This is a genomic window from uncultured Pelagimonas sp. (assembly GCF_947498515.1).
Lineage (GTDB): Bacteria > Pseudomonadota > Alphaproteobacteria > Rhodobacterales > Rhodobacteraceae > Pelagimonas.
The window spans coordinates 192882-204977 of the sequence record NZ_CANMKO010000002.1; the positions used below are offsets into that span (position 1 = coordinate 192882).

Here is a 12096-nt window from a genome sequence, read left to right on the forward strand (position 1 = left end):
TCTTTGCGAAAAACTCCCTTTAGACCAAACCGAGCGCGTTTTTCCCTTTAAAATCAGACAATAACCTAGATTGATCGTATTATGCCAACTGACGGCGATATTGCGACGGAGTCATCCCCGTGAGCTGTTTGAACGCTGCGTTGAAGGGGGATTTTGAGTTAAAACCATGTGCATAGGCGAGATCAAGAAGCGTCTGATCCCCGTTTTCAGGGCTGTGCATCGCCTGTTTTACCGCCTCGATCCGGTATTCATTCACGAATTGATAAAAGCTTTTGTGATGCCGCGTGTTGATGACCTCGGTAAGGTGATGGCGCGGAACCGCCATTTGTTTGGCAAGGTTCGCGATGGTCAGATCGGCAGACAGATAAGGCCGTTCGGTCGTCATGAATGCGTCGAGTTTTTCAGAAATCTGCGCGGCGCGCTCGTTGGTTAACCCCGATCGGCTATAGGGGATTTTGGTATCGTCTGGCTTGGGGGGCTGATTGGGGTGCTCAAATCTCCCTTGTTGAGACAGTTCCGTGTTGGGATGAGTTATTTTACCCTGCCCGGCGAGACCCTGCCCATTGAAATCTTGCCCTCCAAAACCTTGCCCGCCAAAACCTTGCTGGTGGTCGAAAATCTGAACTTGCCTCAGTCCAAAAAAGCTTAGCGCCATAATGATCACGAGCTGCGCCGGCAGATGTATACGCAGCAGGTCAGGCAGCGACAAAACCGATGCTAAGAACAATAATAGGGAAACAGCCGAGAACCCAGCCGTCAGCCAGTAAAGCCAAGTCAAAGTCACCCTATTGGACAGGCTCGAAAAATGCTGAACGACTTCTTTGCCATGTTGTCTTAACCGACGGGCAACAGCCCCGGAATATGACAGCATCGAGACAAGATTGAGCGCCCCGATAAATCGTGTACTGGTGTCAAAGTTCGAGAATTCCGGATTGGGCGGTGGCGGTGCCCAACCAGTTACAAGTTGCACCATGCTGATCAGGAAAAAGGGCAAAAAGTGAAGCAGATCGCGATGTGTAAGACGATCACCGCCCCCCGTTAACGTCCGGACATAGAGCCACATGAAAGGACCATAAGTGAGCGGATAAATCAGGTCCGCGCTCAGGATCGGAAGCGAAACATCAGGCCATAATAGTATGGCCGTCCCGCCAATCATCGGCAAAGCAATAAAAACCATCCAGACCGCAAGAATCCGGTCAGAAAACGGACAACTGCGCCTGGATGCAAGGAAAACGGTCGTAAATATCGCCTGGGCAACGCCAACGAAAAGTAGGTTTTCCATACTGAACCGAAATGTCCTTTGATACCGGAGCCGTTGGCCCATGGTTAACAGTTGACGTCTGGTCGCGCAAATAAGGTGCTGGGCGCTATCAGGGCGCATTCCGAGCGGTGGGATCAGAGGATTTGCCGCACGCCAAGGCCCACTTGCACAGCTTCGAAACAAGCAGCCTTAGCGTCAGCTCATTTGAGAAATTGGCTGCGGTGTTTTCTCTTTATGTAGGTCCAAGCAACAAACCGGCTTGTTTTTTGCCCCTGTGCCATTTCGACGATTTTTACGTCGGCAACCTTTGCCGTTGCCAAAATGCGACCAATCGGGTCGAGGTTATCTTTTTTCGAAACCAACGATGTAAACCACAAACACTGGTCGGCGAACTCTCTGCTTTCTTCGACCATGCGGGCGATAAATTTTATCTCGCCCCCCGGGCACCAAAGTTCAGCGTTTTGACCGCCAAAATTGAGCTTGGTGGACCGCCCCTTGCCAAGGTTTGCCCATTTGCGCCGGGTACCTTTGTTGGCTTGTTCCTCGGACGAATGAAACGGCGGGTTGCACATGGTCAAGTGGAACGCATCCCCGGTATCTATCACGCCGCGGAAGATATTCCGAGGCTCATCTTGCTTCTTAAGAATGACGTTCAACTCATTGTTTTTGATAATATTAAAAGCCGATTCAAGAGCCACCTCATCGACATCAACACCCGTAAAACTCCACCCGTATTCACTTTGGCCCGTTAGGGGGTAAACCAAGCTTGCACCGGTTCCTATGTCCAACACTTTGATGTCTTGACCGCGCGGAATCTCTTGGTTTTTACCGCCGGCAAGCAAATCCGCCAGATAGTGGATATAATCCACGCGGCCGGGAATTGGCGGGCATAAATAGCCACTTGGGATATCCCAAAAATCAACATTGTAATGTGTCTTGAGCAACGCCCGATTGAGCATTCGGACCGCGCTGACGTCCTGAAAATCAATGGTCGTCTGACCACGTGGATTACGAATGGTAAAAGCCTCAAGCTCAGGCGTCTGGGCGACCAAGCGGACAAAGTCGTAGCCATCTAAGTGTTGATTGCGGGGGTGCAGCTTGGTTTTGGTGGTCATGGGGACGCCTTTTCTAAGAATAGTGGGCGTCACGCGCCAGTTGGTCCGTTGGTCTTAGGCCCTCATGCGCAAATAGTAAATTCAGGAGCGGAGCAAACCCTCCTTTGGCGCAAGCCCCCGACCGTTTTTCCTAGGATGGAACGTGATCGAGACAGTGGCAAACACCGGTTGAAAAATCTGACACTCGGATCAACAATCGAGGTGGTCCAGCTCTGCCACAGAGGCCAAACCAGATTGTCGTCGACCTGTTGGCTAAACACTATCAGATCGGCACATTGCGATCTCCTCACCAACTCACCCAAATCTGCCCATTCCACCAGATCGAGGATCAGCGCTTGATGATCACCTCAATTCCCCTACTGTCGATGGCAGCGATACAGGAATACAAGGAAAGCCAATGACAAAACTTACCGGAACATGCCTTTGTGGTGACATTTCATTTGAGGCAGACGGCGAGGTGCCGGTTATGGCAAATTGCCATTGTACTGCTTGTCGCCATTCAACAGGCAGCGCCTATGCCACGCTGATGTTTATGAAACAGGACGATGTAAAGGTTACGGGAACGCCAAAAACCTTTCAGCATAGCTCAGATGCTGGCACGACCATGACCAAGCATTTTTGTGAAAACTGCGGAACGCCGATGTTTACACAAAATTCCGCCCGCGAAGGCATGCTTGGCTTGAGAGCTGGTATCATCAACGAACATGAAGAGTTTTCACCCAAAGTGAATGTCTACACATCGAGCAAGATGAAAGCGACGATCCTAGAAGACGGTATTCCGGCGTTCGAAAAGATGCCCGGGTAAACACCGATAAATCCAGTCACGGTTCTCTCTAGGCCTCAAAAGGTTGAGAGAGAACCGTACCGGTGGTCAATAGATGCGCGCGTTATTCGGATGCCTCTTTAACGACCCATTGCTTGAACTCGGACTTCAGATCGGCGCAAGGCGCAGCGAGAAGATGACGCGATTGATAGGGACCCGCGTTGTCAATCGTTGCGGCGACCGTGACGCATTGCGACGGTTGGGAGGCCAAGTGCAGTTCCATGCTTGCCGCATCATAAGCAAATTTCTGGGCCGGGTCGGTTTCGTCACAAGTGACCAAGCCAAACGGGGTGGCGGCATTGTCAGGTGCATTATAGGCCATGCACCGCCCCTCGTATGTGACGGACTCAATCCAACTGCTTGTTTCTTCGTAGGAAAACAACACGTCGTCCCCATTCGGTTTACACGAATGCGCATGTAGCAATTCACCCAATCCACGGCCTTGGGTGTCGATACACCAACCAAGCATGGCCTCTTCGTTGAGGTTGTCGGCAAGGTGGATAATCGCGCCTTTGGTCTGAATATTTGGCGCTTGGGCCAACGCATTTTGAGGGAGAGCCAATCCCACCGACGCGGTGAACATGGCGGTGCAAATAGAAGTGAAGTTTGTCATATGTTCGTCCTTTGTGACGCGGGTAAGAATTTTCGTTCTGCTCGACATCCACCGCGCTTTGCGACTTGGACAGGGTGGAATCCTTTTTGGTTTTGGTACGCGGTCAGATGGGTGAGATGCCTTAAGCGCCAAATTCCTGCTGAAACGCACGAATGCGGGCGGCGTTGACACCTTGGTCGCTACGACCAACGCGTGAAACGCTACGCATATCAACGCGGCTTCCGTCGGCCTCTGGACTAACAACAATCACAACGTCATCTGCAAAGTAAAAGACCGACGTGCGGGCGGTGGCTTCAAAACGGTGGCGATCTTGATCAGAGGAAATGATGTCCCAACCCATATCCTTTGCGGTGGTCAAAGCGCGTTGATAAGCGGCGTCAACGGCCAGGTCCGAGTGCAACGGGGCGATATCGGATAGGCTGCGGCCTGCGCTGCGGCCAGTTTCGGCCCCGCATAGACGAGCGTGTTTTTGGCACCCGAGCGGGTATCATCCAAGGTTTCAAAAAGCGGTGGGTTGGTCGTATCGGTTGAAATATCGTGGATCGGAGCTGCGCGTTTTTGCGGGTTGATTGTTCCCATCCCCAACGGGACCAAACAGAGGGCCCCAAACACGACCGCAACTCCCCCGCTGATGATCCCGCGTTTTTCTTTGCGCAAGGCGTGAACGATCACTGCGAATAGGCCGACAGCGGCGACAATCATAGCGAGAGGATTGAAAAAAGTGCGATAAAGGCCGAAACCGGTGATCGGTTCCCATAGACCGGCGCGTGCGCCCAAAAGCATCAAACCCATAGCCAACGCGCCGATAACAACGACAAGAAGTGCAATTTTGCCTGCGTATTTCATTTTCGACCTGTCCTTGACTAACTTCGGAAGTGAGTGCTGAATACGCAAAGATTGCACACTACGCAAGGTTTTGACTGATGACACTTTCGTTACGAGAAAAGCGACGGCAGGAAACAGCACGCGATATTCAGAAATCGACGCTGGAATTGGCCGTTTCACACGACCTCGACAACGTAACGACCGAAGAGATTGCCGCCGCGGCAGGAATAAGCACGCGTACGTTCTTTAACTATTACGCCAACAAAGAAGCCGCCGCGATTGGTCACCCTCCGAGCTTTCGTGATGATGAGATTGAGGCGTTGCGCACCGGGTCCGGGGATTTGGCGGCGGATCTGAAACTCTTTTTGGATCGGCACATCGCGACGTTGGCGGGCGATGAAGATATTCTTCGCATGGTCGGCAAGGTCCTTCAGTCAAACGAAAAAGCACGCGGTATTCTTGATGGGTTTCTGATGACAGAGCGTCACGTGCTAACCGAGTGCCTAAGCGAGCGTGTTGGCAACCGCCAAACCGCCGCCGCCTTGGCAAGCTATGCCACCGACGCGATTGGCCGGGCGATCTTCCTCTGGGAACACGCTAAAAGCATGTCCCTAAATGAGGCATTGGATGTTGTTTGGGGAGGAGTCATTGATGCGTCCCGCGTGTTGATCAAACCAAACCGTTAAACCGGCGCCTAATCAAACGTGCGCTGAATATTGTTGCTTGTGTCAATAAGCGCCCTTTCAATCGTCTGCCTTTGGTCAGAAAATCGCGTTGAGGGGACGGGGATCGAAATCGCGTGCAGGTCCCCTGCCCAATCATGAAAGGCAAAGCCGATCGCCGAAACACCCGAGGCATGTTCGTCCAGATCATAGGCCAACCCAGTGCGGCGCACCTCTTCGAGTTGGTGTAAAAGCTGGGTCAAGTCCTGCTCAACACCGTTGCGATCCCATTCATTGCGGATCAGTTTGATCGCCTCGTCTTGATCCATCAAGGCAAGGCAGGCTTTGCCGTTCGCCGTTGTGGTCAGGGGAAACACCTCTCCGACCTTAGAGACAGTGGTCAGGCGGTGAATACCGGGCACCTGATCCAAAAACACCATTCCAATGCCACGCATCACCGCCAAGTCGGTCGTCTCGCCGGTTTTTTGGGTCAATTCAGTGAGCAAAAGCCGACAATGTTCCACAATGTTGTATTGCGCCGCCCCCGCAAGGGAACTGAGCTCAGGACCTAGCCGGAGGCCACCACCCTGAATGTCGGCGATGACAAAGTTCTCTTCCGCCAAGGCGCTTGTGATTCTTTGTACCGTAGAGCGGGGCAGACCAACTTGATCGGCGATCTTGCCAAGGCTCATGCCCGACTGCGCATCTTTGAGAACCCGAAGGATTGATGCCGCGCGGGAAATGACCTGAATTCCAGACCGATCGCTTTTAGGATTGCTTTCAGACATTTAGCCCCCTTGATTTCGACTGTTCTTCGCGGAGTCCGCGGTTGCTTCCTCCTCATTACTGTCCCGCATTGCGATACATGTCAACCGTATCGTGATCTTTTTTCTTGACCGCAATACGGTGCATATGCATCACTATGCGAGACAGGTGGAGGAGCCACCCAGACATTTTGAAACCAGAAACGCCGGGATTCCGGCGAACAGAGGAGGTGTGCCCAATGGTTGAAATTCGCGGAATCGAGTTCCAGGCCAACGACGATAACGATATGGGGCTGGAGTTTGTGAACCTGAGCCATCGGTTTGGCTACCAATGCCCGAACTGGCCGTATTTCAAAGACGTTCAGATCGATCGTAAACACTACATGGCCAAGTCCGGCGTGCTAAGCCAGACGATCACCACAACGATGCACGTCACAACTCATATCGACGCGCCAGCGCACGTGGTTCAGGGCACGCCCTTTATCGACGAGGTGCCCCTGCCCCATTTCTTTGGCTCGGGTCTTGTTGTGTCCATTCCCAAGAAGAAATGGGAATCCATCACCGGAGACGATCTGGAAAAAGCCTGTGGCCATGCCATCCGCAAGGGGGATGTTCTGATCATCAACACCGGCTGGCACAAGCAGTACGAGGATGGTGATTACTTTGCCTATTGCCCCGGATTGGTTCAGTCCGCCGCCGATTGGATGGTGGAAAAGGGTGTGAAAGTTGTCGGCCACGACACCCAAGCCAATGACCACCCGCTTGCCACGGCCATCGGCCCGCAGCGCAACGGCCCGATCCTTCCTCACCTTGAGGAAGAGTACAAAGAATGGTCCGGCGGCAACGACTGGAAAGACGATTTCCCCGATTGGGAGCCAGTGCACAACACCCTGTTTTCGAACGGAATCATGGGGATCGAAAACGTTGGCGGTGATCTGGATTCAGTGACCGGCAAACGTGTGACCTTTGCCTTCTTCCCATGGAATTGGGATCGCGGTGACGGCTGTATCATCCGATTGGTCGCGATGGCCGACAAAGGTCAGAACTACCGCATCGAAGCGGGCGCAGACTTCTAATCACTCCCAGACCGGTCGCCGGGCAACCGGCGGCCACCCTTTTCACAAAAAATTTCGGGAGGAGTCACATGCACATCAAGCGCTTCAAAGACGCTTTGCCCTATGAGGCCCCAAACCATTTTGGGTGCCACGGCCTTCGGTTGCAGGGCTTCGAGGAAGGCGGCCCCACGAACCAATGGGTGGGGTTTAGTCAATTTCTTCCCGGTGGTGGTGCCGGGCCGGATTCGACCCCGTTTGAAAAAATCTACGTCGTGCTCGAAGGCGAGATGACGCTGACCGTTGACGGCACGTCGACCCCCCTTGGCCCGATGGATAGCTGCACCATTCCGCCGGGTGAAACCCGCCTGCTCGAAAACCAATCGAACCTGACCAGCAAGATGTTGGTCGTCATTCCCTATCCCTCGGCCCAACCCCCCGGAGAGTTGAAATGAACGCAATGGCAAACCCTTTGTCCATGTTTGACATCAAGGGCAACGTCGCCCTGATCACCGGTGCCTCGGGTGCCTTTGGGATGGTCGCTGCGCGTATCCTCGCCGGGGTGGGATGCAAGCTTGTTTTGGTGGCTGGCAATCAATCCGCGCTGGACGACATCGCCGAAGAATGCCGTAGCATGGGTGCCGAAGTCACCGCGATCAACACTCGCCCCACGGACGAAGACATCTGCAATGGTTTGGTGGCGCAGGCGGTTGAGGCCTATGGCAAGCTCGACATCTTGGTCGTCGCCTCCGGCATGAATAAGGTCGCGCTGATCAATGACATGACGCCAGAAACCTTCAATGCGGTCATGGATGCCAATGTCAATCAAAGCTGGCTTTTGGCACGCGCCGCCGCTGGCCAAATGAAAACCCAAGGTCACGGCAAGATCGTTTTGGTTAGCTCGGCGCGCGGCTTGTTGGGCCATCCGGCGGGATACACCGCTTATTGTGCGTCCAAAGCCGCAACCGACGGGATCACCAAATCGCTGGGCTGCGAACTTGGCGCGCATGGGATCACCGTGAATGCCATTGCACCGACCGTGTTCCGCTCGCCGCTTACTGCGTGGATGTTCGAAGACACCGAAGAGGCAACCAAAGTGCGCAACGGCTTTCTGGCCCGCGTGCCGGTTGGCCGTTTGGGTGAACCCGAAGATCTCGCCGGGCCGCTTTTGTTCCTCGCCTCCAAGGCCTCTGATTTTTACACCGGGCATATTCTTTATGCCGACGGTGGCTATACGGCGGGTTGAATGATGGTTGCCAAGAAACAGCAAATCGCCGTCATCGGGGCCGGTCTTATGGGGCATGGCATTGCTTTGACCCTCGCCAAAGCCGGGCAATATGTGGCGATCACCGATCCCTTTGAAGAGGCCCGCGTCACAGTTGCGGCGCGTATTCGCAAAAGCATGCAGGCCATGGGGGATGATGAGACGGTCATCGCCAAGGCGTTGAAGATGATCGAGATTTTCGACAGCACAGCCAGTGCGGTGCGTAAGGCCGATATGGTGTTTGAGGCCGCACCCGAGAAGCTTGACCTCAAACAGGCGATTCTTGCGGAGATCGAGTCGCATGCGCCTGATCACTGCATCCTCGCCTCCAATACGTCGGTCATGCCGATCACCAAGATCATGTCCAAGCTGCGTTTGAAAAACCGCGCCGTGGGCACCCATTGGTGGAACCCACCGCACATGATCCCCTTGGTCGAAGTGGTTCAAACCGAATGGACGAACCCAGCGGTGGCGCAGGCGACGTTCGACCTTTTGGCCGATGCGGGCAAGACGCCGGTTATGGTGGCCAAGGATGTTCCGGGCTTTATCGGCAACCGGCTGCAACATGCGCTCTGGCGCGAGGCGATTAGCCTTGTTGAGAATGGCATTTGCGCCGCCGAAGACGTTGATACGGTGGTGAAATCCTGTTTTGGCCGTCGCCTTTCTGTGCTTGGCCCGTTGGAGAACGCCGATCTGGTTGGCACCGATCTAACGCTCGATATTCACGAAAACGTTTTGCACGACCTCGAAAGCCGCAAAGGGCCATCGCCCTACCTTGAAAAGCTCGTGGCCGAGGGGCGTTTGGGCATGAAGTCAGGCGAAGGGTTTCGAAAGTGGACACCGCAAGAGGCCGATGCGACCCGCGCGCGCGTCGCCAGCCATCTGACGAAACTCGCCACCATACTCGAAGATTAAACAAAAACGTCGGCGAGGAGGCCGACGAAAGGGAGGAAGACATGACAAAGATTTTCAAAAAGCCATCGCGACGCAGCTTTCTAACCGGGGCCACCGCGGCAATGGCGGCTCCGGCCTTGCTAAGCGCGACACGGGCCTATGCCGCGACGCCAACTTTGCGCATTGGCCATGTCAGCCCGCGCACTGGCCCCTTGGCCGGGTTTGCCGAGGCGGATGACTATGTGATTTCGGGCATCGAAAAGGCCTTGGCAGGCGGATTGCAGAACAATGGCAAAAGCTGGAATGTCGAGATCATCTCAAAGGACAGCCAGTCAAACCCCAACCGTGCCGCCGAAGTTGCCGCGGATCTGATCCTTGGCGATGAGGTCGACATCATCGTTGCGGCATCAACCCCCGACACGGTGAACCCCGTTGCCGATCAGGCCGAAATTAACGAAGTGCCCTGCATCACCACCGATTGCCCATGGCAGCCCTATTTCTTTGGCCGCAACGGTGTTCCGGGTGAAGGGTTCGCCTCGACCTACCATTTCTTTTGGGGGTTAGAAGACGTCATTGGGTCTTTCCTTGATATGTGGGGCCAAGCCGGTGTGGCCAAATCCGTCGGCGGATTGTTCCCCAATGACGCGGATGGCAACGCTTGGGGCCACCCTGAACTTGGCCTGCCCAAACCCTTGGCCGAAGCGGGTTACAACCTTGTTGATCCGGGCCGTTATCAACCGCTGTCGGATGATTTCTCCAACTATATTGCGGCCTTCAAAGAGGCGGATTGTGAGATCGTAACCGGCAATATGATTGCTCCGGATTTCGCAACGTTCTGGGCGCAGGCGGCGCAACAGGGGTTCAACCCCAAGATCGTGACAATCGGCAAGGCGCTGTTGTTCCCATCGGTTATTGCCTCGCTGGGTGAACGCGGTGATGGCCTATCATCCGAAGTGTGGTGGTCACCAAACCATCCGTTCTCCTCCTCCTTGTCGGGCGCATCTTCGAAAGAAGTGGCCGAGGGGTATTCCGCCGCCTCTGGCCGCCCTTGGACCCAGCCTATCGGCTTTAAGCACGCGCTGTTTGAAGTTGTCGCAGATGTGGCCAAACGTGCCGAAGACCTCGAAAATCCAGAGGCCATTGTCGCCGCGATCAACGGCACCAACCTCGATACAATCGTGGGCAATGTGAACTGGGCCAACGGGCCGATCAACAACGTCACCAAGACACCTCTGGTTGCGGGCCAATGGCAAAAAGACGGTGACGCGATGGACCTCAAGATCGTGGCCAACTCAGCGGCTCCGAACATTCCGTTGACCGGCGAACTCAAATTGCTCGGCTAAAACCCAATGGGCGGCGCGCTTTGTGCCGCCCACTCATTTGGTGAGGACTTCATGGGCTCTATCTTGAAATTAGACAGGCTAAGCAAAGCCTTTGGCGCTGTGACTGCGGCCGACGCGCTGAGCTACGACGTGCAAGAAGGCGAAGCCCTAGGCGTGATCGGGCCGAACGGGGCGGGCAAAACCTCGATGTTCAACCTGATCACCGGAACCCTGGCTCCAAATTCCGGCAATGTGGAATTTGCTGGGCAAAACGTGACCAAATGGAATGCCGCCCGGCGCAGCCATGCCGGGGTTGCGCGGTCCTTTCAGGTCCCGCAGCCGTTTTCGGGCATGACCGTGTTTGAAAACGCCATGATCGCCGCCACGCAATCGGCAGGCCTGCATGGGCATGAAGCCGAGCGATTTTGCCTAGAGGTTCTTGAGCAAACCGAGCTTCTGCCAAAGGCCAATGTGCTGGCCGGGAGCCTGACCTTGTTGGAACGCAAACGGCTTGAGTTGACGCGCGCCCTTTGTGCCAAACCGAAATTGTTGTTGTTGGACGAAATCGCCGGGGGTTTGACCGAAGGTGAATGCGCCTCGCTTGTGCAGACGATCAAAGACATCCACGCCTCGGGCGTGACGATCATTTGGATCGAACACGTGGTGCATGCGCTGTTGGAAGTTGTCGACCGGCTGATCGTGATCGATTTCGGCAAAAAGATTGCCGAGGGCGAACCGCATGCGATCATGAACAGCCCCGAAGTCAAAGAGATTTACCTGGGGATAGAAGCCGATGCCTGAACCCATCCTTCAGATGCACGCGCTTGATGCGCATTACGGTGATTTTCAAGCGCTTTACGGCGTCGATATGGAGGTGTCGGAGGGCGAAGTTCTTGCCATTATTGGCTCCAACGGCGCGGGCAAGACAACCTTGATGCGCTCGATCACCGGGCTGTTGTCCAACGAGCCCAGCCAGATCACATACCACCGCGAAGACATAAGCAGCCTGCGTGCCGATGAAGTCGCGATGCGCGGATTGGCGATGGTGCCCGAGGGGCGGCAATTGTTCCCGTCGCTGTCGGTGCGCGAAAACCTGATGATCGGGGCGCAGGTCGGGCGCAAGGGGCCGTGGAGTTTGGACGCGGTTTATAAGCTGTTTCCGATCCTTGACGAACGCAAGGATCAGCAATCGACGTCGCTCTCTGGTGGGCAACAACAGATGGTTGCCATTGGTCGCGCCTTGATGGCCAACCCCGATCTGATCCTTTTTGACGAGATCAGCCTCGGGCTCGCTCCGATCATCATAAAAGACATCTACGACGCCCTGCCCGGCATCATCGGCGAGGGCATGAGCGCCATCATCGTTGAGCAAGACATCAGCAAAGCGCTCTCTGTGTCTTCGCGGGTGTACTGCCTGCAAGAGGGGCGCGTTTCGCTCGAAGGGGCGTCGGATACTGTATCGCGCGAGGATATTTCCCGCGCCTATTTCGGGATTGAATGA

Annotated in this window: 15 protein-coding genes; 9 read left to right on the plus strand and 6 right to left on the minus strand. The window is 54.9% G+C overall.

What is annotated here, in order from left to right; translation table 11 throughout:
* Positions 1–79 precede the first annotated feature (79 nt).
* Together Q1A43_RS04370 and rlmF are read right to left on the minus strand one after the other, a co-directional pair.
* Entirely contained in the window at positions 80–1177 is a 1098-nt protein-coding gene (locus Q1A43_RS04370; protein ID WP_299932953.1) for a helix-turn-helix domain-containing protein, read from the minus strand.
* Between the two features lie 284 nt (positions 1178–1461).
* Entirely contained in the window at positions 1462–2376 is a 915-nt protein-coding gene (gene rlmF / locus Q1A43_RS04375; protein ID WP_299932957.1) for a 23S rRNA (adenine(1618)-N(6))-methyltransferase RlmF, read from the minus strand.
* A 397-nt stretch (positions 2377–2773) separates the two neighbouring features.
* Here rlmF and Q1A43_RS04380 point away from each other — a divergent pair, with 397 nt between their 5' ends.
* The gene (locus Q1A43_RS04380) at positions 2774–3181 is read left to right on the plus strand and encodes a GFA family protein (protein WP_299928085.1); all 408 of its coding nucleotides are present in this window, start codon (positions 2774–2776) and stop codon (positions 3179–3181) included.
* Between the two features lie 82 nt (positions 3182–3263).
* Here the strand turns inward: Q1A43_RS04380 and Q1A43_RS04385 are convergent, their stop codons facing one another.
* From Q1A43_RS04385 to Q1A43_RS04395, 3 genes are all read right to left on the minus strand, one after another.
* A complete protein-coding gene (locus tag Q1A43_RS04385) occupies positions 3264–3812 on the minus strand; it encodes a hypothetical protein (RefSeq protein ID WP_299932960.1) in 549 nt (182 codons plus the stop codon).
* Positions 3813–3933: 121 nt separating this feature from the next.
* On the minus strand, positions 3934–4170 hold the full coding sequence (locus Q1A43_RS04390; protein ID WP_299932963.1) for a DUF1499 domain-containing protein: 237 nt from the start codon (positions 4168–4170) through the stop codon (positions 3934–3936).
* The gene (locus tag Q1A43_RS04395; RefSeq protein ID WP_299932966.1) at positions 4167–4658 is read right to left on the minus strand and encodes a hypothetical protein; all 492 of its coding nucleotides are present in this window, start codon (positions 4656–4658) and stop codon (positions 4167–4169) included. Before Q1A43_RS04395 ends, Q1A43_RS04390 begins: the two co-directional genes overlap by 4 nt.
* A gap of 77 nt (positions 4659–4735) precedes the next feature.
* On the opposite strand from Q1A43_RS04395, the gene Q1A43_RS04400 reads away from it, so the two are divergent.
* On the plus strand, positions 4736–5323 hold the full coding sequence (locus Q1A43_RS04400; RefSeq protein WP_299932968.1) for a TetR/AcrR family transcriptional regulator: 588 nt from the start codon (positions 4736–4738) through the stop codon (positions 5321–5323).
* Between the two features lie 8 nt (positions 5324–5331).
* On the opposite strand, the gene Q1A43_RS04405 is transcribed toward Q1A43_RS04400, so the two are convergent.
* The gene (locus Q1A43_RS04405) at positions 5332–6087 is read right to left on the minus strand and encodes an IclR family transcriptional regulator (protein WP_299932971.1); all 756 of its coding nucleotides are present in this window, start codon (positions 6085–6087) and stop codon (positions 5332–5334) included.
* A 215-nt stretch (positions 6088–6302) separates the two neighbouring features.
* On the opposite strand from Q1A43_RS04405, the gene Q1A43_RS04410 reads away from it, so the two are divergent.
* From Q1A43_RS04410 to Q1A43_RS04440, 7 genes are all read left to right on the plus strand, one after another.
* Positions 6303–7139 (plus strand): cyclase family protein, encoded by an 837-nt coding sequence (locus Q1A43_RS04410; protein WP_299932974.1) that lies wholly within the window; start codon positions 6303–6305, stop codon positions 7137–7139.
* Between the two features lie 68 nt (positions 7140–7207).
* Positions 7208–7570 carry a cupin domain-containing protein gene (locus Q1A43_RS04415; protein ID WP_299932977.1) on the plus strand — a complete coding sequence of 121 codons (363 nt, stop codon included), beginning with the start codon at positions 7208–7210 and terminating at the stop codon, positions 7568–7570.
* Positions 7571–7593: 23 nt separating this feature from the next.
* Positions 7594–8361: an SDR family oxidoreductase gene (locus tag Q1A43_RS04420; protein ID WP_299932980.1), complete on the plus strand. Its 768-nt coding sequence runs from the start codon at positions 7594–7596 to the stop codon at positions 8359–8361.
* Positions 8362–9294, plus strand: a complete 933-nt coding sequence (locus Q1A43_RS04425) for a 3-hydroxyacyl-CoA dehydrogenase NAD-binding domain-containing protein (protein ID WP_299932983.1) — start codon at positions 8362–8364, stop codon at positions 9292–9294.
* A gap of 41 nt (positions 9295–9335) precedes the next feature.
* On the plus strand, positions 9336–10616 hold the full coding sequence (locus Q1A43_RS04430; protein WP_299932985.1) for an ABC transporter substrate-binding protein: 1281 nt from the start codon (positions 9336–9338) through the stop codon (positions 10614–10616).
* A gap of 51 nt (positions 10617–10667) precedes the next feature.
* Entirely contained in the window at positions 10668–11396 is a 729-nt protein-coding gene (locus Q1A43_RS04435) for an ABC transporter ATP-binding protein (protein ID WP_299932988.1), read from the plus strand.
* Positions 11389–12096 carry an ABC transporter ATP-binding protein gene (locus tag Q1A43_RS04440; protein WP_299932990.1) on the plus strand — a complete coding sequence of 236 codons (708 nt, stop codon included), beginning with the start codon at positions 11389–11391 and terminating at the stop codon, positions 12094–12096. Before Q1A43_RS04435 ends, Q1A43_RS04440 begins: the two co-directional genes overlap by 8 nt.